Source organism: Klebsiella sp. JB_Kp004 (genome assembly GCF_040065795.1).
Lineage (GTDB): Bacteria > Pseudomonadota > Gammaproteobacteria > Enterobacterales > Enterobacteriaceae > Klebsiella > Klebsiella quasipneumoniae.
Genome location: NZ_JBEAKW010000001.1, coordinates 328,525 through 345,062, shown reverse-complemented (window position 1 = coordinate 345,062; position 16,538 = coordinate 328,525). Strand labels below are relative to the sequence as shown.

Sequence of the window (16,538 nt, the reverse complement as noted above, 5' to 3'; positions counted from 1 at the left end):
ACAAGGAGACAGCCTATGTATCAACTCGTTAATTTTGCTCATAAATTTTCCCTGTTCAGCGAACAATGGCAGCCCAAAGTGGTGGCCGAAATGAACGACTATCAGTTCAAGATCGTGCGCATCGCCGGCGACTTTATCTGGCACAGCCATCCGGAAACCGATGAGACGCTGATGGTGGTGGAGGGGGTATTGCGCGTGGACTTCCGCGACGGACATGTGCTGGTGAAGGCCGGGGAGATGATCGTCGTGCCGCGCGGGGTGGAACATAGGACCTCGGCGGAGATGGAAGCGAAGCTGCTGCTGATTGAACCGCGCGGGGTGCTGAATACCGGCCACGAGGGGGGCGAGCGGACGGCGGTGAACGACGTCTGGATCTGATCGCCTTCCGGCGATAAAACGCCCCTCTTTCCGGCGGAAAGAGGGGCAGGGCGCTTACTTCAGCTCGTCAACCATGGTGGTTGCCCGACCGATATAGTTGGCCGGAGTCATCGCTTTGAGACGCACTTTTTCCTCTTCCGGCAGGGCGAGGCTGTCAATAAACTGCTTCATCCCTTCCGCGTCAACGCGTTTGCCGCGGGTCAGCTCTTTCAGCTTCTCGTACGGTTTTTCGATACCGTAACGACGCATCACGGTCTGGATCGGCTCAGCCAGTACTTCCCAGTTGTGATCCAGTTCGTCCAGCAGGCGATCCTGGTTCAGCTCCAGCTTGCTGATCCCTTTGAGGGTGGACTGATAGGCGATCAGCGCATAGCCGATGCCCACGCCGAGATTACGCAGGACGGTGGAGTCGGTCAGGTCGCGCTGCCAGCGGGAAACCGGCAGTTTGCTGGCCAGGTGCTGCATGACCGCATTGGCCAGGCCGAGGTTGCCTTCGGAGTTTTCGAAGTCAATCGGGTTCACCTTGTGCGGCATGGTGGAGGAGCCGATTTCCCCGGCGATGGTCTTCTGTTTGAAGTGGTTGAGCGCGATGTAGCCCCACACGTCGCGATCGAAGTCGATCAGAATGGTGTTGAAGCGCGCGATGCAGTCAAACAGCTCAGCGATATAGTCATGCGGCTCGATCTGCGTGGTGTACGGGTTCCACTGAATGCCCAGCGAAGTGACAAACTCTTCGCTGAACTGATGCCAGTCGACTTCCGGGTAGGCAGCGATGTGGGCGTTGTAGTTACCCACCGCGCCGTTGATTTTACCGAGGATTTCCACCTGGTTCAGCTGACGGTACTGGCGCTCCATACGGTAGGCGACGTTCGCCATCTCTTTACCCATGGTGGACGGCGTCGCCGGCTGGCCGTGGGTACGGGAGAGCAGCGGTACATCGCGGTACTGGGTCGCCAGATCTTTTACCGCGTCAATCAGCTTGCGCCAGTAAGGCAGAACCACTTCGTCGCGGGCGGTTTTCAGCATCAGCGCGTGGGAGAGGTTATTGATATCTTCGGACGTACAGGCGAAGTGAATAAACTCCGACACGGCGTGCAGTTCGGCGACGTCAGCGACTTTCTCTTTCAGAAAGTACTCTACCGCTTTCACGTCGTGGTTAGTGGTGCGCTCGATGGTTTTGATGCGCTCGGCGTCTTCGACGCTGAAATCGGCGACGATTTTGTCAAGGAAACCGTTTGCGTCGGCAGCAAAAGCAGGAACTTCCTTGATCGCTGCGTGGGCGGCCAGTTTTTGCAGCCAACGTACTTCCACCTGAACGCGGAATTTCAGCAAACCGAATTCGCTGAAGATACCGCGCAGCGCGCTGACTTTATCGCCGTAGCGGCCGTCTACAGGGGAAACGGCGGTCAGTGAGGATAATTCCATAGATCACAACTCCGGGGTTAAATGAGCAAGAATTTGCTTTGCCTGGTTAACCAGACGATTACGGGAAAACATAAGCTGCAGACGTCCGCCGCCCACCTGATGCCAGAGCACCGCGGCGCGAATCCCCGCCAGCAGCGCTGAGCGAACTTTCGCCTGCACCTGCGGGCTTTGCAGCACGGCAGGGGAGCCGGTCACCTGAATACGCGGGCCCAGCGGGCTTATCACATCGACATAGATGCCCGCCATGGCGCTGAGCAGCGTTTCGGACTGCAGGTCAAAGTGCTCCAGCTGACGGTGCAGGCCGGCGATGCGGTTGCCGAGCGTGTCCATCGCCCCTTTACTGGCGGCGAGCTTGCGCTCCAGCACCATCAGGCTCAGGGTATAGCGGGTGAGTTCCGCATTGAGGCCCTGACGGCTGCTGGTATTGAGCACCCCGAGCAGCGTTTCAAGGCCGAGGCGAAGATTGGCTTCACTGCCACCGAACACCGCCAGCGTCGACTCGGGATCGAGGTCGATGATGCTGTTCAGCGACACATGCAGGGCATCGCTGTCGCAATGTCCCTGATGCGCCAGTTGCTGAACCAGTCGCGCCGCCTGGCAAACGCCAGCCAGCGCCAGGGTGATGTCATAGTAATTCTTCGCCACACATACTCCTTGTCAGCCGCCGGGGCGGTTCGTCCCGGCGGAAATAACGCGCGTTCAGGACTGCAGAGGCAGTCGTTGTTCAATAATTCCGCCGCCGAGGCACACTTCACCCAAATAGAACACGGCGGACTGGCCCGGGGTCACCGCCGCGACCGGCTCATCGAAGCGGACTTCGATACGGTCTTCATCCAGCGCGGTAACGGTGCAGGGGATATCGGTCTGGCGATAGCGGGTTTTCACCGTGCAGCGCAGGGTGCCCTGCAGCGGTTCACGGTCAACCCAGTGCAGCTGTTGGGCAATCAGGCCGACGGACATCAGGCGCGGGTGGTCATGGCCCTGGGCGACGATAAGAATATTATTCTCCACGTCTTTATCGACCACATACCATGGGTCTTCGCTACCCTCTTTGGTGCCGCCGATACCCAGTCCTTTACGCTGGCCCAGGGTATGGTACATCAGCCCCTGATGGGTGCCGATCTCCTCGCCGTCGACGGTGAGGATTTTGCCCGGCTGCGCCGGCAGATAGCGGCCAAGGAAATCGCGGAATTTACGCTCGCCGATAAAGCAGATGCCGGTGGAATCTTTTTTCTTCGCGGTGATCAGATCCAGCTCTTCGGCGATCTTACGCACCTGCGGTTTTTCCAGCTCACCCACCGGGAACAGGCTCTGGGCAATCTGCTCGTGGCTGAGGGTATAAAGGAAGTAGCTCTGATCTTTGTTGCCGTCGAGACCGCGCAGCAGCTGGCTTTTACCGTCGACATCGGCGCGGCGCACATAGTGCCCGGTGGCGATGTAGTCGGCGCCGAGGTCTTCAGCGGCAAACTCGAGGAAGGCTTTAAATTTGATCTCTTTATTGCACAGAATATCCGGGTTCGGCGTGCGGCCGGCTTTGTACTCTTCCAGGAAGAGCTCAAAGACGTTATCCCAATATTCGGCGGCAAAGTTAACGGTGTGCAGTTCAATGCCCAGCTTATCGCAGACCGCTTGCGCATCGGCAAGGTCGGCGGCGGCGGTGCAGTATTCCTCGCCGTCGTCTTCCTCCCAGTTCTTCATGAACAGGCCTTCCACCTTATACCCTTGCTGCAGCAGCAGGTACGCGGAGACCGAGGAGTCGACGCCGCCGGACATGCCGACGATCACTTTTTTCTGGCTTTCTGACATGGAAATACTCGCTACATTGAACTTCGAGGCGGCGTATTCTAGCACGCGCTCACCGTTCATTCACCCCCTGTGAACGGCCAGTTAAATGCGCCAATCAGCGACAGCGGCTGGCGCGGGTCCTGCAGGTAGCAGCGAATGCTTTCGGCAACCAGCGGCGAGCGCAGGTTTGGCGCGTTAAGAATTTCCTCAGCACTGAGCCACAGGCAGCGATCGATATCGCTGTCGTGCGGTTCAGTGGCGCACAGATCGCTAAGTTCGATGGCGAACAGGAAGCGCAGAAACGGGGTGTTATCGGGGGCCAGCCACTGATGCATGCGGATGAAGCGCTGCGGCGTGGCGCGAATGCCGGTCTCTTCCCACAGTTCACGTTCGGCGGCCTGCAGCAGCGTTTCATTGGCCTCGAGATGGCCCGCCGGCTGGTTCCACAATGCTTTGCCGTTAATGGTCTCTTCGACGATGAGAAATTTATCCTGAGCGTGAACCACGCAGGCAACAGTGACATGAGGTTTAAACATCGCTTTTCCTTTTCGGTTATTCGGCTTTGCGCCAGTCGCCGTTGGCCAGCCCGTCGAGGGTGTAGCCGCCCATAGCGTAGCGGATCAGCCGCAGGGTAGGGAAGCCGACGTGGGCGGTCATCCGGCGCACCTGACGGTTGCGTCCCTCGTAGAGCGTGATCTTCAGCCAGCGGGTGGGGATCGATTTGCGCTCACGAATCGGCGGGTTGCGCGGCCACAGCCAGGCGGGCTCCTCCACAAGTTCTACGCCGGCAGGCAGGGTGGGGCCATCGTTGAGGGTGACGCCGTCGCGCAAAGCGGCCAGCGCCTCGGGGGTGGGTTCGCCTTCCACCTGGACGTAGTAGATCTTGCCGGTGCGTTTACCCGGCTGGGTCAGCTTCGCCTGCAGCGCGCCATCGTTGGTCAGCACCAGCAGCCCTTCGCTGTCGCGATCGAGTCGACCTGCGGCGTAGACGCCCGCTACGGGAATAAAATCTTTCAGCGTGCTGCGCCCGGCCTCGTCGGTAAATTGCGGCAACACATCATAGGGTTTATTGAACAAGATCACAGTTTTTGGCTGGCGTTCTTTGCGTTGTCTGGTGACTTGTTGTGTGCTGAATCGCTCAACGCGATGTTTTCTAAATGAAGTTTTCTGCATGGTATTTTCAGGCTCTATCAATTGCCGCATTATAGCCTAATTACGAATGCCTTTCATGGACGCAAACATTCAGGTAGTATTGACATGCTCATTACAAATTATTAACAAAAAATTGCTCAAACCGATTCGCAACACAGGCAGGAAGGCGACACGGACGCGATAGCTCCGGTTAGCGGGAAGACCCGGTACTCCGAAGCTGGCCGACTCAGCCAACACCAGGCTCGCGTGAAGAGGGAAGAGCAGAACCAGAAGCGCTCGAAGGAGAGGTTAATGGAAAGCAAAGTAGTAGTTCCGGCGGAAGGTCAAAAAATCACCCTGCAAAACGGTAAACTGAACGTCCCTCATAATCCGATTATCCCGTTCATTGAAGGTGACGGTATCGGCGTTGACGTTACCCCAGCGATGCTGAAAGTGGTTGATGCCGCCGTTGAGAAAGCCTATAAGGGCGAGCGTAAAATTTCCTGGATGGAAGTTTACACCGGTGAGAAATCGACCCACGTCTATGGCCAGGATGTCTGGCTGCCAGCTGAAACCCTCGATCTGATTCGTGACTACCGCGTTGCTATCAAAGGTCCTCTGACTACCCCAGTCGGCGGCGGCATTCGTTCCCTGAACGTGGCGCTGCGTCAGGAGCTGGATCTCTACGTTTGCCTGCGTCCGGTACGTTACTACCAGGGCACCCCGAGCCCGGTTAAGCACCCGGAACTGACCGACATGGTTATCTTCCGTGAAAACTCCGAAGATATCTATGCCGGCATCGAGTGGAAAGCCGACTCTGCTGAAGCAGACAAAGTGATCAAATTCCTGCGCGATGAGATGGGCGTGAAGAAAATTCGCTTCCCGGAACATTGCGGCATCGGCATCAAGCCGTGCTCTGAAGAAGGCACCAAACGCCTGGTTCGTGCAGCCATTGAGTATGCGATCACCAACGATCGTGACTCTGTGACCATCGTTCACAAAGGCAACATCATGAAGTTCACCGAAGGCGCGTTCAAAGACTGGGGCTACCAGCTGGCTCGCGAAGAGTTCGGCGGCGAGCTGATCGACGGCGGCCCGTGGGTGAAAATCAAGAACCCGAACACCGGCAAAGAGATCGTGGTAAAAGACGTGATCGCCGATGCCTTCCTGCAGCAGATCCTGCTGCGTCCGGCGGAATACGACGTTATCGCCTGTATGAACCTCAACGGCGACTACATCTCTGACGCGCTGGCGGCACAGGTTGGCGGTATCGGTATCGCCCCGGGCGCCAACATCGGCGACGAGTGCGCGCTGTTCGAAGCGACTCACGGTACTGCGCCGAAGTATGCAGGCCAGGACAAAGTGAACCCGGGCTCCATCATCCTGTCCGCAGAAATGATGCTGCGCCATATGCAGTGGTTCGAAGCCGCAGACCTGATCGTCAAAGGCATGGAAGGCGCTATCGCCGCCAAGACCGTGACCTATGACTTCGAACGTCTGATGGAAGGCGCTAAACTGCTGAAATGTTCAGAGTTTGGCGACGCGATTATCGCGAACATGTAATCTGGCCCCCAGATTATGTCAGAACGGGAACCTGGTGGTTCCCGTTTTTATTATTAGTTTTCGAACGGTTAACAAAATTTTATCAAAACAAGTTATCAAAACCCCTCCCGAAAAACCTCATAAGGCCACTTCTTTCCACTCCTTACCTCGATCACCAGGTGACCTATCCTTTGCTATTGCGTTTTATGTACGAGCACATTGACTGGTCTCCCCATTGGTTAATACATCCGCGATGTGAGCCTCAACATTATAAATTACATGAGGGCAACCCAATGAAGACGCAATGCTCCCATAAATCGATCATCCCTATTTTTCACGCAGTTGAAGCAGTCAGTTCTGCCAGAGACCTCTGCTGCAAGCATGCAACTTCAGTCGACACTTTGTACACATGGTTGCACGAGGAAGGGGATAAACGGGGCGCATTTAAACCTGAAGAAGAAAAGAATCGCCGGATATTTGGTGGAATATTTTGTAATCCACACAAAAATTAATGAGATCTTTCTTGAAGAATAGGTCGTTTAGCCTTATTTTATGCTGCAAAATAATTAAATGTTTATTGGGTCTTCCTCTCGAAAATAATTAATGATGATACAACATGAATAATACAACAGGCGCTTCCGTTCCATCGGTCACGCTCGCACAGTTTCCAGTCGAACGCCCGTCAGAATTTAATGCAAATATTAATTTTTTGTGTGCTGTTATTGAATGTGAGTTAACACATCTAATCATAGCTATTAACAATAAATATAATCCAACCATTTGCACCGAATTACACAACCTTTTTGAATTGCAAAAAAGCTTCGCAAAGATCAGTGATGAATTATTTTATGCGCTGGGTGTCGCTAATGAAAAACAAGCCTGAGGACTCCGTCGGTCATCCGTCGCTGCCTTTTACAGTACGTGTGGCATGGCGGTACTTGAGCCGGTGGTGGTTAGCTTTTTATATCATTATTTTGATAAAACTTGCTTATGTTATCATGAATTATCACAGGGGTAATTAATGTGAATGCATATTATTTATCAGTGGGCAATAAAACACGCAATGAGCTTCATGGGGTTAATCTGTAAGTCTTGCCCCATTCCGATATGATAAGATGAGGCTTATACTGGGGTGGCAGGAATAGAGATAACAAAACATACTAGAGTTATGCATCTTCCCGTGGCGAGAAATTAATCATCGATAAAGCGATGTATTGACATTACCTCAATAAAAAAACACATTTCACAAGTTAATAACTTTGTGTTCTCATTTTGTTTGCTGACAATTGCCCGATCTTACGAGTACGGGAAAAGTAAAAGCTAGACACTTGAAACATCCAACCCTTATCAAAAATACAGGATTATAAATGGAAAAGGATTAATACCTTCATTGTTGTCACGATGTTATTCCTGGCTAGCCCTGCTTTTGGGGACGTCATTACGCAGATGAGAAGTGAGGCAAATGAGATATCAGGGGCAGCTCACGTTATTAGCTACCAAAGCCTGCAGTTGATTCATGGGCTCATAGTCGAAAGTAACGCTGTATGCGGCAGGGGACGTACTGGGTCTGTTGCTTGGTGATTCATCTACTGGAACGAAGAGCGTATCAGCCTGGATCGACAGTCGACCGTTGAAGCACTGATTTATAAATTTGAATATAACCACATGGAAACACAACTATATGATGAAGAAAATCCCCCCCACCGCGCTTCTGTTAGCTTGCGCACTGGTTGGTTGCACCGTAAACCAAATAAACGATCAGGAAAAGCACGTCGCGAAGTTTCGCGAAACCAGGAGCCTTTACAACAAAGCGCTACTGCGCTGCGAGGAGATCGCTAACAAGAAATATCATGGCCAGTTGTATGGCTCTGTCCGGGTTGAAGGTGAAGCGCGTGTCGCGGTCTCCCGCGGGTATGAGAAAGAGCGCCGTGTCTGCGCTGACAATTATGACCGGAAAATGAGAGCATTGTGGGATGCTCAACCTGCCGATGTTCATGCGTTTTATGAGCAACGCCGCGCTGAATTGCATCAAGAAAACAACGCCGTTAATGAAGAGGCAAAAAGATGAACATCCTGAAGACGCTTTCTGGCGTAGCACTGACGACGGCGCTGGCCGGGTGTGCCGTTCCCCCTCCAATGGGCGTCACTAACGCGAGCCGCGCTGACGCTACCGTTAAATTTTCGTACCTGCTAAACGGTAGCCAGCCTGCTAACTTCACGCCGACCTTTAACGGCGCGCAGGAGAAGGCGGCGGCAATCTGCAAAAAATGGGGGTACACCGGCGCGGAGGCTGTCGATGAACTCGCCAAAACTGAATGCTCCGAGACGAATATATTCATCCGCGGTTGCCTGAAAGGCGAAGTGTCAAAACTGTACATGTGTAGTGGCAAGATCCAACAATAGAGAAAATAATGAAAAAATTGATGATAGCAATCACCCTGGCGACCGTCGCTGCAGCACCGGCACACGCCATTAACGCTAAATATCGCGAACAGCTGGAGCGCTCCGGATGCAATGAGATGAACGCCGGGCAGGGCTGCGACATCCACAAAACTAAAGCGCAAAACGCCGCAGAAGCGAAGAAGAGCCAGAACTTTTCGAAATTCGCTGGTACCTACTCCGTTTTCCTTCGGAATGGTCAGCGCATTGGCAACAAAATCATTGTGGTGAAGCCCCATGAGGTGCGTTACAACGGCCACCTGGCGGAGCGCCCGCGGGTCGTCAACGGCGTGCTGCTGTTTTCCGTGCAGGAGGCACAATTCTCCATCACCAGCACGCACGGTAATGAGCTAGGAACTTGGTTCAACGATGCGAACGATACCGGCGGCACTATCGGCCGATAGGCTGCCCGGAAAAAAGACCCGCTGCGGCGGGTTTTTTTACACCACCGCTTCCTCCAGTGTCGCGAGTGGAGAAAGCAGGTAATACGAAGCTAGTGTTTAATTTTGAGCTCGGCAGCGTCGGCAATAAATATATGCTGGAGCTGAAAAAGGGTGCCCGGAACTAAACCATTTTCTGCAGGTACGCCAGAAAAAATGTGAGTAATCTATGCGTTGCGCTCACTATGATTAACGTTTTCTGGTGGCTCAACATAGTCTAATCCGCGGATGCTATCTTTGAGATTAAACAGCCGGGACAGCGCCGCTCTGCCGCTATCCGTCACTTGCACTTCCCGATATCCCGGCGTGCGGGTGATCCATCCTTTCTGCTCAAACAGCGCCATCAGCGCCGATCCGGCGTCGCCTCCCAGATGAAAACGTCTTTCGCTCCAGTCAAGACAGGGGCAGCAAGGCTTACGTCGCGGTCGAGCGTTAAGTACTGCGCCCAGGCTTTCAAGCTGGGTTTTACCGGCTGACGTCAGGGACTGCCCATCGGCCGTCAGCCATTTTTCCCGCAGCATAAACTCATAAATATTCACCGCCAGTTCGCCCGCCAGATGGTCGTAGCAGGTGCGGGCGTAGCGAAGCGTAACCGGCGTGCTGGTGGCCAGCGCCTTATGCGCCTGCATTGAGACGCCCATCAGGTTTTCCAGCAGCCCGGCGATATGCGGGCCCGCGAGGCGGTAATAGCGGTGGCGCCCCTGCGCGAGACACACCACCAGCCCGTTGCTGAGCAGCCGGGCAAGATGTCCGCTGGTGGTGGAGGCGGAGACCTCGGCGACCGTGCTGAGCTCGGTCGCCGTCCATGCGCGCCCGTCCATCAGCGCGCAGAGAATACTGACCCTTGACGGGTCGGAGAGGGCTGAGGCCACCATCGCCATCGCGGTTTCCAGCGCCGCCTCTGGCTCACTGTCTTGCTGCGTTTTCAGGAGATTCATTCAAAAAGTATGGCCCATTTTTTGGTCACTTCCGCTGCCCGGGTGTCATCATCGGTAAGGAGAATGAGCCGGTTACGGTGGTCGCTGTACTGTACCAGAATATTAATACCGTTGCGGGCCAGGGTGTCTGCAATGTCTCCCAGTTCCCCGGGTCGTTCCTGGGGTAACTTGCGTATCAGAGGACGGCATACATCGCTGACCGTAAATCCGGCCTCGGTCAGCACCCTGCGGGCTGTCTCACCGTCTTCCACCAGAAAATGCGCATGTCCGGCATCAGGCGTGGTGAATACCCCACCACCTTCGAGACCCACACCGTTGTTGCCCAGCGCTATACCCATTGCGCCAAGCGAGCCCGGCGTGTTGCTGAGAATGACGTGAATATCATACATCTGGCTGTGCTCCCCGATCCGATGAGTAATCCCGGAACACGCGGGCAACGCGTATTCTGTAATATGAAAAAATCGATGCTTTGCCTTCGCGCTGGGCAGCCAGATGCCGCTCATTTTGCTGCCAGTTGGCCACCGATGCTTCATCTTCCCACCAGGATAACGAAAGGATTTTGCCGGGCGAATTCAGGCTCTGAAAGCGCTCGATGGCGATAAACCCCGGCGTGTCTGAAAGCAAAGGCGTCAGCCCGGCCGCCAGCTGAAGATATCTTTCCTGTGCTTCCGGTAAGGCGTCGGCCTCAAAAAGTACCGCAATCATAAGTCTGCTCCGTGGTGAATTTCCCTGCAGTCTAATGACGGCCAGAGCAGGATGCTTCGGTGTGCAGCGAAGTGTGGCTGAGGTTGGATACCCCAGCCACATTTCCTGAGCGCCGGATGACCGCGCCAGAAACGAGTTACTCTGCGTTAAAGATAATAAATTCAGGCTGGTAGCTGACCGGGAAATTGACCGAGCGGGCGATAAAACAGACGTGATGGATCTGCTGATGAATGGCCGCGGCGGCGTCGAGATCGGTACCTGGTAATACGGTGATTTTCGGCCTGAGGGTAGCAGAAATAAAGCGACCCGCGCCCCCTTTTAATACTTCACCCGTTGCCACCGGCGAGTCCTGATATTCCATGACCGTAATGCCGGCATCTGAGGCCAGATGTAAGTACCACAGCATGTGACAGGCAGAGAGAGAAGAGAGCAGGAGATCTTCCGGGTTCATTTTGCCGGGATCGCCGCCCAGTAATGGATCATTTGAACAATGAATAGGTTCTTTTCCCTTTACCGCGATATCCCAGGTTCGGGCATAAGCCTTGTAACCCGAGGTACCCGAGCCCTGATTGCCGGTCCATGTGATATGACTGGTATAAGCATGTTCCATTGGTTTGCCTTTCTCTAGAGAGGGATGAATTTCTTCACTGCGGTATCGTCCAGGTGCATTGCCTGAACGAAGCCGCAGGTAGAATCGCAAGGTTGTCATGACGCTGGCTAGAATGGCATAATGGTATACCATTTATGAATGATGTAAAGAGAGCCAAATGAACGCTGCTACCCGTTCGACCGCCGACATCCTTGCCAGTGAGTTAAAAATCTTAATCAACAAGGGGGCATTGCGAGATGGCGACCGGCTTGTAGAGCGCGACCTGGCCTGCCAGTTTTCTGTCAGCCGTATCCCAATGAGAGAAGCGATACAGCAGCTTGAGCGCGAAGGTCTGGTTGAGATTTACAGAAATCGCGGCGCGGTGGTGAAAACGCTGACGGCCGCAGATGTCGATGAAATTTATCAGCTGCGGGCACTCCTGGAAGGTGAAGCCATTTTTCATAGCCTGAAGAATATGGACCCGGAAACGCTTGCCCGGGCAGAGCTGGTGCATCAGCTGCTGAGCAGCGCTTCTGAACCCGAGCAGCAGGGGAGGTATAACCGGGAGTTTCATGAACTGCTGTATCGGAAGTGTAACAATCAGCGCCTGTTGAAGATGATCGGTGAATTGCGCGAGCAGATTGAAAGATATGAGCTTTTTCAGAACAGACTGCTGTCGGATACGCTGAAATTCCAGGATGAGCATCAGCAGATCCTGATGGCCTGCCAGCAAAATAATCCACAGGAGGCTCGGGCATATACCGTGAAACATATTCTTTCAGCAGGCGAAACCCTTCGCGCCTATATTGTAAGCCGTTAATGGTTGCGTAAAGCGGCTGCGTTGTTCAGACATAAATTGCAATCCGTCTCAGCTCAATGCTATAAGAAAAGAGCCGTTTTAATGGCGCTTATGTTTTATCTGTAAAGAATAAGTGAAGGTCAGATAATGATTACGTCAGTGCAGCCAACCACCACCGTCACCACCACGACCGTAACCTGCGGTGGTGTGGGCGTATCTGTGACCGGCTCCTGACAAACAGATCCTCACTCCCCGCCAATGTGGACGGGGAGCGTCTTCTCCGTTCGTGACAGACTGAATGGAGACCCATCATGATTTCATCTGAACATGCCCTGTTAATTATCGATATGCAGCAGGGGCTTTTCAGTGGCCCGGTTTCCCCGTATCAGGCCGATGCGCTTCTGGCGAACGTTTGCCTGCTGATTGAAAAAGCGAGACAGGCTGAGGTGCCAGTCTTCTTTGCCCGCCATACCGGACCTGACGACTCTCCGTTCTCCGCGCAAAGTCCATTAACCCAACTGCTGCCTGAGATGGGGGTTAACTGCGAGCGGGATATCGTTTTGATTAAAAAATACCCCTCCTGTTTCCAGCAAACTGACCTTGAGCATCAGCTCGCCCAGGCCGGCGTAAAACAGCTGGTTATTGCCGGGATGAAAACCGAATTCTGCGTGGACACGACCTGCCGAGCGGCATCGGCGCTGGGATTACGGACGGTGTTGATCTCGGATGCGCACTCAACCATGGATAACGAACGTTTATCAGCGCCTGACATCATTGGCCATCACAATGTCACCCTTGCGGGGCCCTTTGTGACGCTGTCGACCGCGGCAGAGTGGCGCTTTTCGGCAGAGAAATAAGGGTGAAGAAAGGGAGCCTGAGGGCTCCCGTTCGCGACGCCTGCTCATCCGGTTTTACTGCGTATGGCGACGCAGGGTGGAGGCGGGGTGACGCCGGAGCGCCTCTTCGGGACGCACCGGGCGCCGCACCAGCTCGCCGCCGCAGTTCGGGCAATGACCGTTCAGCCGGGCCGTCATGCAGTCCTGGCAAAAGGTACACTCGAACGAACAGATAAACGCTTCGGGTGAGTCTGGCGGCAGATCTTTATCACAGCATTCGCAATTCGGGCGTAACTCGAGCATGACCTTCTCCTGTGGTTAATGGCGGTATCCGCCACGGCGGGCCAGCGGATGCTGTATTTATATCACGGCCCGCACTGGCCGCCGAAGGGTTTCGCTGCGTTAACCTCCGCCTCAAAGCGTTGCCTTTCCGGGCTGCATCCCCGGCACGAGGATCACTTTGCGGCATGCCTCTTCACGCTTCTCAAAGATCTGATAGCCGCGCGCGGCCTCCTCCAGCGGCATATGGTGCGTGATAATCTCCTCCGGGGTGAGCAACCCTTGCTCAATTAGCGCCAGCAGATCCGGCAACCAGGCATGGACGTGGGTTTGCCCCATTTTGAAGGTCAGCCCCTTATCAAAGGCATCGCCAAACATAAATCCGTGAATGAAACCGGCGTAAACCCCAGGCACGCTGACGATGCCGCCGCGGCGCACGGCGGCGATGCACTGGCGCAGCGCTTTCCCGCTGCTGCCCTCGATTTTCAGGGTGCTGAGGACGGTTTCCGTGAGGCTGCCTTTCGCCTCGAAGCCGACGGCGTCAATCACCGCGTCGACGCCGCGATGGCCGGCGGTGTTGTCGATAATCCACTGCGCCGGGTCGTCATGGTGGTCGAAGTTTATCGGGATCGCGCCATAGCGCTGCTGCGCGAAGTCGAGTCGGTAATCGTTATGATCAATGATGAATATCTGCTCTGCGCCATTGAGCCTGGCGCAGGAGGCGCACAGCAGGCCAACCGGGCCGGCGCCAAAAATAGCCACGCTGCTGCCGGGTTTGACCTCGGCGTTTTTTACCGCCTGCCAGGCGGTGGGCAGAATATCCGACAGAAACAGCACCTTTTCATCGGGTAAGGTGTCCGGCACTTTAAACGGGCCGGTATTGGCTTTGGGAACCCGCACATATTCCGCCTGGCCGCCGGGGATCCCGCCGTACAAATCACTATAGCCAAACAGCGCCGCGGGTGGCGAAATACCTTTGCGATTGAGCGTCGCCCCCTGGCCGCTATTGGTGCTTTCGCAGGCGGCATATTGCTGCAGGCGACAAAAGAAGCAGTCTCCGCAGGCAATGACAAACGGGATAACCACCCGATCGCCTTTACGAACCGCGGTGACGTCCGAACCGGCGTCCACCACTTCCCCCATAAATTCATGGCCGAAAATATCACCATGGTGCGTGCCGGGGATCTTTCCGCGGTAAAGGTGCAGATCGGAACCGCAGATCGCCGTCGCCGTGACGCGCAGAATAATATCGTCCGGCGCCTCAAGGGCTGGGTCGGGCATGGTGTCAACGCTGACATGATGGGGGCCATGATAAGTGAGTGCTTTCATAGAGTCTTCTCCTGGAGAGAATGGCTGATCGCATCAGGCGCAAAGGCAAAGTGACCTGACGCTATTGCCGCCGATAAACCACCGTGAAAATAAAGCGTAGAGTACTAATAATGGAACTGCGTGATATTCCAGTCGCTGAATATATTCCACGCTTCGCTTATTTATTGGCGTTATTTGCCTGTTTCCCCTGAATATGCCAGGCTTAATCGGGCATGATATTCGCTCCATTTTATTTTTCCAGCCGCTTCCCCAGCGGCTTTTTTTTTGCCTTAAAAACAAGAAAAATTCCTAATTTCAGTCGGGCTACAGGCAATACTGCCGCTTCGTTATATAACCCAACGGGAGTAACCCGCCGGTATAAATAATTCTTTGCCGCATGGGGAGTCTCTACGCATTATTTCCCTGAACACAGGGGGTTAGCCGAAATGTGCCGTCTGGTTGTTTTTGATGTGTTTTATAGAATTATTCCGAATTGCTGCTAAAAGGTGTCGGAAACACCGGATAATAATTTGACTAACCAGCATTACCCGCTAGATTTAAATATCGAACGACGAGTGATACGGAATATTTTCGTATCGTACTGACATAACCGATATACATGAGGTGAAATATGGCAGAGCATCGTGGTGGTTCCGGTAATTTTGCTGAAGACCGTGAAAAAGCTTCTGAAGCAGGTCGTAAAGGTGGTCAGCACAGCGGCGGGAACTTTAAAAATGATCCGCAGCGTGCGTCCGAAGCGGGTAAAAAAGGCGGACAAAACAGCCACGGCGGTGGCCGCAAGTCTGATAATTCCTGATTATCCTTTTCCTTGCACCCTGAAGTGAAAGTATCTCCTGCGAGTCTGTCACGGGCTCGCAGTTATTTTCTGACTCCGGAAGGTATTTCTATGAATATGAAAAGCATTGAAGATGTATTTATTCACCTGCTCTCAGATACCTACAGCGCAGAGAAACAATTAACCCGCGGGCTGGCTAAACTGGCCAGAGCGGCGTCCAGTGAAAAACTCAGCGCGGCGTTCAATGCTCATCTTGAAGAAACCCAGGGCCAGATTGAACGTATCGACCAGATCGTTGAGCAGGAATCCGGTCTGAAAATCAAACGCATGAAATGCGTGGCCATGGAAGGATTAATTGAAGAGGCCAATGAAGTCGTTGAGAGCACGGAAAAAAATGAAGTACGTGATGCCGCGTTAATTGCCGCTGCGCAAAAGGTCGAGCATTACGAAATTGCCAGTTACGGTACCCTGGTGACCCTGGCGGAACAGCTGGGTTATAAAAAAGCGGTCAAACTGCTGGCCGAAACCCTGGAAGAAGAAAAACAAACCGATGTGAAATTAACCGACCTGGCGGTAGGTAATATTAATAAAAAAGCAGAAAAATAAACGCTCCCTGACACGAGGAAATCACGATGAATCACATTGAACATTATCATGACTGGCTACGAGATGCGCATGCCATGGAAAAACAGGCAGAATCCATGCTGGAATCAATGGCTGGCCGTATCGATAATTATCCGGATCTCCGTGCCAGAATCGAACAGCATATTAATGAGACCAAACGGCAAATTACCGTGCTGGAAGAGATCCTCGACCGCAACGAGATTTCGCGCTCGGTGATTAAAGATTCAATGAGTAAAATGGCGGCTCTCGGCCAGTCCATCGGCGGGATGTTTCCTTCCGATGAAATAGTCAAAGGCTCGATCAGCGGGTACGTCTTCGAGCAGTTTGAGATCGCCTGCTATACCTCTCTGCTGGCGGCGGCTGAAAAAGCGGGCGATACCGCCTCCATTCCGGCCATTGAGGCCATCCTGGCGGAAGAGCAGGCCATGGCCGACTGGCTGATCAAACATATTCCTCAGACTACGGAGCAATTTCTCCTGCGTTCAGATGCTGACGGCGTAGAAGCGAAAAAATAACCAGGAGGC

22 protein-coding genes are annotated in these 16,538 nt (G+C 53.9%); 11 read left to right on the top strand and 11 right to left on the bottom strand.

The features are described from left to right. Positions 1 to 15 precede the first annotated feature (15 nt). Entirely contained in the window at positions 16 to 378 is a 363-nt protein-coding gene (locus tag ABLX76_RS01715) for a cupin domain-containing protein (RefSeq protein ID WP_348873839.1), read from the top strand. A gap of 54 nt (positions 379 to 432) precedes the next feature. Here ABLX76_RS01715 and purB read toward each other — a convergent pair whose 3' ends face one another. The 5 genes from purB to rluE are packed head-to-tail and all read right to left on the bottom strand — an operon-like array spanning position 433 to position 4,791. Next, positions 433 to 1,803 carry an adenylosuccinate lyase gene (gene purB, locus ABLX76_RS01710; RefSeq protein ID WP_004176557.1) on the bottom strand — a complete coding sequence of 457 codons (1,371 nt, stop codon included), beginning with the start codon at positions 1,801 to 1,803 and terminating at the stop codon, positions 433 to 435. Between the two features lie 3 nt (positions 1,804 to 1,806). Then, positions 1,807 to 2,448 carry a high frequency lysogenization protein HflD gene (gene hflD / locus ABLX76_RS01705; protein ID WP_004140557.1) on the bottom strand — a complete coding sequence of 214 codons (642 nt, stop codon included), beginning with the start codon at positions 2,446 to 2,448 and terminating at the stop codon, positions 1,807 to 1,809. Positions 2,449 to 2,502: 54 nt separating this feature from the next. After that, complete coding sequence (mnmA, locus tag ABLX76_RS01700) at positions 2,503 to 3,609, bottom strand: tRNA 2-thiouridine(34) synthase MnmA (protein ID WP_012542211.1); 1,107 nt, start codon at positions 3,607 to 3,609, stop codon at positions 2,503 to 2,505. Between the two features lie 56 nt (positions 3,610 to 3,665). Further along, a complete protein-coding gene (locus tag ABLX76_RS01695; RefSeq protein WP_348873837.1) occupies positions 3,666 to 4,124 on the bottom strand; it encodes an NUDIX hydrolase in 459 nt (152 codons plus the stop codon). A 16-nt stretch (positions 4,125 to 4,140) separates the two neighbouring features. After that, positions 4,141 to 4,791, bottom strand: a complete 651-nt coding sequence (gene rluE / locus ABLX76_RS01690; protein WP_032452457.1) for a 23S rRNA pseudouridine(2457) synthase RluE — start codon at positions 4,789 to 4,791, stop codon at positions 4,141 to 4,143. 240 nt (positions 4,792 to 5,031) lie between these two features. Between rluE and icd the strand changes: the two genes are divergently transcribed. The 5 genes from icd to ABLX76_RS01665 all read left to right on the top strand — a co-directional run bounded on the left by icd (position 5,032) and on the right by ABLX76_RS01665 (position 9,104). After that, the gene (gene icd, locus ABLX76_RS01685) at positions 5,032 to 6,282 is read left to right on the top strand and encodes an NADP-dependent isocitrate dehydrogenase (protein WP_023289166.1); all 1,251 of its coding nucleotides are present in this window, start codon (positions 5,032 to 5,034) and stop codon (positions 6,280 to 6,282) included. Positions 6,283 to 6,877: 595 nt separating this feature from the next. Continuing rightward, complete coding sequence (locus ABLX76_RS01680; RefSeq protein WP_130941825.1) at positions 6,878 to 7,144, top strand: hypothetical protein; 267 nt, start codon at positions 6,878 to 6,880, stop codon at positions 7,142 to 7,144. A 798-nt stretch (positions 7,145 to 7,942) separates the two neighbouring features. Further along, positions 7,943 to 8,329, top strand: a complete 387-nt coding sequence (locus tag ABLX76_RS01675; protein WP_032452458.1) for a hypothetical protein — start codon at positions 7,943 to 7,945, stop codon at positions 8,327 to 8,329. After that, positions 8,326 to 8,664: a YecR family lipoprotein gene (gene yecR, locus ABLX76_RS01670; RefSeq protein WP_050442630.1), complete on the top strand. Its 339-nt coding sequence runs from the start codon at positions 8,326 to 8,328 to the stop codon at positions 8,662 to 8,664. Before ABLX76_RS01675 ends, yecR begins: the two co-directional genes overlap by 4 nt. Before the next feature lie 20 nt (positions 8,665 to 8,684). Continuing rightward, the gene (locus ABLX76_RS01665; protein ID WP_065883861.1) at positions 8,685 to 9,104 is read left to right on the top strand and encodes a hypothetical protein; all 420 of its coding nucleotides are present in this window, start codon (positions 8,685 to 8,687) and stop codon (positions 9,102 to 9,104) included. Positions 9,105 to 9,307: 203 nt separating this feature from the next. On the opposite strand, the gene ABLX76_RS01660 is transcribed toward ABLX76_RS01665, so the two are convergent. The 4 genes from ABLX76_RS01660 to ABLX76_RS01645 form a co-directional block, all read right to left on the bottom strand. Further along, entirely contained in the window at positions 9,308 to 10,078 is a 771-nt protein-coding gene (locus tag ABLX76_RS01660) for a winged helix-turn-helix domain-containing protein (RefSeq protein ID WP_087848969.1), read from the bottom strand. Continuing rightward, a complete protein-coding gene (locus tag ABLX76_RS01655; RefSeq protein ID WP_087848968.1) occupies positions 10,075 to 10,467 on the bottom strand; it encodes an amino acid-binding protein in 393 nt (130 codons plus the stop codon). The genes ABLX76_RS01660 and ABLX76_RS01655 overlap by 4 nt, the downstream gene beginning before the upstream one ends. Continuing rightward, complete coding sequence (locus ABLX76_RS01650) at positions 10,460 to 10,783, bottom strand: antibiotic biosynthesis monooxygenase (protein ID WP_004203706.1); 324 nt, start codon at positions 10,781 to 10,783, stop codon at positions 10,460 to 10,462. Before ABLX76_RS01650 ends, ABLX76_RS01655 begins: the two co-directional genes overlap by 8 nt. Before the next feature lie 136 nt (positions 10,784 to 10,919). Then, the gene (locus ABLX76_RS01645) at positions 10,920 to 11,393 is read right to left on the bottom strand and encodes an OsmC family protein (RefSeq protein ID WP_032452461.1); all 474 of its coding nucleotides are present in this window, start codon (positions 11,391 to 11,393) and stop codon (positions 10,920 to 10,922) included. 157 nt (positions 11,394 to 11,550) lie between these two features. Between ABLX76_RS01645 and ABLX76_RS01640 the strand changes: the two genes are divergently transcribed. Together ABLX76_RS01640 and ABLX76_RS01635 are read left to right on the top strand one after the other, a co-directional pair. After that, entirely contained in the window at positions 11,551 to 12,192 is a 642-nt protein-coding gene (locus ABLX76_RS01640) for a GntR family transcriptional regulator (protein ID WP_064154847.1), read from the top strand. Positions 12,193 to 12,482: 290 nt separating this feature from the next. Continuing rightward, positions 12,483 to 13,028 (top strand): cysteine hydrolase family protein, encoded by a 546-nt coding sequence (locus ABLX76_RS01635; RefSeq protein ID WP_241516187.1) that lies wholly within the window; start codon positions 12,483 to 12,485, stop codon positions 13,026 to 13,028. Positions 13,029 to 13,082: 54 nt separating this feature from the next. On the opposite strand, the gene ABLX76_RS01630 is transcribed toward ABLX76_RS01635, so the two are convergent. Both ABLX76_RS01630 and ABLX76_RS01625 read right to left on the bottom strand, forming a co-directional pair. Further along, positions 13,083 to 13,310, bottom strand: a complete 228-nt coding sequence (locus ABLX76_RS01630; protein ID WP_023289211.1) for a DUF1272 domain-containing protein — start codon at positions 13,308 to 13,310, stop codon at positions 13,083 to 13,085. Between the two features lie 111 nt (positions 13,311 to 13,421). After that, on the bottom strand, positions 13,422 to 14,615 hold the full coding sequence (locus tag ABLX76_RS01625; RefSeq protein WP_023289212.1) for a zinc-dependent alcohol dehydrogenase: 1,194 nt from the start codon (positions 14,613 to 14,615) through the stop codon (positions 13,422 to 13,424). Positions 14,616 to 15,225: 610 nt separating this feature from the next. Here ABLX76_RS01625 and ABLX76_RS01620 point away from each other — a divergent pair. From ABLX76_RS01620 to ABLX76_RS01610, 3 genes are all read left to right on the top strand, one after another. Continuing rightward, positions 15,226 to 15,411 (top strand): general stress protein, encoded by a 186-nt coding sequence (locus ABLX76_RS01620; protein ID WP_004150795.1) that lies wholly within the window; start codon positions 15,226 to 15,228, stop codon positions 15,409 to 15,411. A gap of 90 nt (positions 15,412 to 15,501) precedes the next feature. Then, positions 15,502 to 15,996, top strand: coding sequence for a ferritin-like domain-containing protein (locus ABLX76_RS01615; RefSeq protein ID WP_023289213.1), 495 nt, complete (start codon positions 15,502 to 15,504; stop codon positions 15,994 to 15,996). A 26-nt stretch (positions 15,997 to 16,022) separates the two neighbouring features. Continuing rightward, the gene (locus ABLX76_RS01610; protein WP_023289214.1) at positions 16,023 to 16,529 is read left to right on the top strand and encodes a ferritin-like domain-containing protein; all 507 of its coding nucleotides are present in this window, start codon (positions 16,023 to 16,025) and stop codon (positions 16,527 to 16,529) included. Positions 16,530 to 16,538 lie beyond the last annotated feature (9 nt).

Excerpts from the sequence above, each read along its gene's own strand:
- ABLX76_RS01610 (WP_023289214.1), top strand. The coding sequence starts at position 16,023 with ATGAATCACATTGAACATTATCATGACTGGCTACGAGATGCGCATGCC.
- ABLX76_RS01635 (WP_241516187.1), top strand. The coding sequence starts at position 12,483 with ATGATTTCATCTGAACATGCCCTGTTAATTATCGATATGCAGCAGGGG.
- ABLX76_RS01655 (WP_087848968.1), bottom strand. The coding sequence starts at position 10,467 with ATGTATGATATTCACGTCATTCTCAGCAACACGCCGGGCTCGCTTGGC.
- ABLX76_RS01625 (WP_023289212.1), bottom strand. The coding sequence starts at position 14,615 with ATGAAAGCACTCACTTATCATGGCCCCCATCATGTCAGCGTTGACACC.
- ABLX76_RS01620 (WP_004150795.1), top strand. The coding sequence starts at position 15,226 with ATGGCAGAGCATCGTGGTGGTTCCGGTAATTTTGCTGAAGACCGTGAA.
- ABLX76_RS01630 (WP_023289211.1), bottom strand. The coding sequence starts at position 13,310 with ATGCTCGAGTTACGCCCGAATTGCGAATGCTGTGATAAAGATCTGCCG.
- ABLX76_RS01640 (WP_064154847.1), top strand. The coding sequence starts at position 11,551 with ATGAACGCTGCTACCCGTTCGACCGCCGACATCCTTGCCAGTGAGTTA.
- ABLX76_RS01695 (WP_348873837.1), bottom strand. The coding sequence starts at position 4,124 with ATGTTTAAACCTCATGTCACTGTTGCCTGCGTGGTTCACGCTCAGGAT.
- ABLX76_RS01680 (WP_130941825.1), top strand. The coding sequence starts at position 6,878 with ATGAATAATACAACAGGCGCTTCCGTTCCATCGGTCACGCTCGCACAG.
- ABLX76_RS01650 (WP_004203706.1), bottom strand. The coding sequence starts at position 10,783 with ATGATTGCGGTACTTTTTGAGGCCGACGCCTTACCGGAAGCACAGGAA.
- ABLX76_RS01715 (WP_348873839.1), top strand. The coding sequence starts at position 16 with ATGTATCAACTCGTTAATTTTGCTCATAAATTTTCCCTGTTCAGCGAA.
- yecR (WP_050442630.1), top strand. The coding sequence starts at position 8,326 with ATGAACATCCTGAAGACGCTTTCTGGCGTAGCACTGACGACGGCGCTG.
- rluE (WP_032452457.1), bottom strand. The coding sequence starts at position 4,791 with ATGCGGCAATTGATAGAGCCTGAAAATACCATGCAGAAAACTTCATTT.
- mnmA (WP_012542211.1), bottom strand. The coding sequence starts at position 3,609 with ATGTCAGAAAGCCAGAAAAAAGTGATCGTCGGCATGTCCGGCGGCGTC.
- ABLX76_RS01645 (WP_032452461.1), bottom strand. The coding sequence starts at position 11,393 with ATGGAACATGCTTATACCAGTCATATCACATGGACCGGCAATCAGGGC.
- purB (WP_004176557.1), bottom strand. The coding sequence starts at position 1,803 with ATGGAATTATCCTCACTGACCGCCGTTTCCCCTGTAGACGGCCGCTAC.
- icd (WP_023289166.1), top strand. The coding sequence starts at position 5,032 with ATGGAAAGCAAAGTAGTAGTTCCGGCGGAAGGTCAAAAAATCACCCTG.
- ABLX76_RS01660 (WP_087848969.1), bottom strand. The coding sequence starts at position 10,078 with ATGAATCTCCTGAAAACGCAGCAAGACAGTGAGCCAGAGGCGGCGCTG.
- ABLX76_RS01615 (WP_023289213.1), top strand. The coding sequence starts at position 15,502 with ATGAATATGAAAAGCATTGAAGATGTATTTATTCACCTGCTCTCAGAT.
- ABLX76_RS01675 (WP_032452458.1), top strand. The coding sequence starts at position 7,943 with ATGATGAAGAAAATCCCCCCCACCGCGCTTCTGTTAGCTTGCGCACTG.
- ABLX76_RS01665 (WP_065883861.1), top strand. The coding sequence starts at position 8,685 with ATGATAGCAATCACCCTGGCGACCGTCGCTGCAGCACCGGCACACGCC.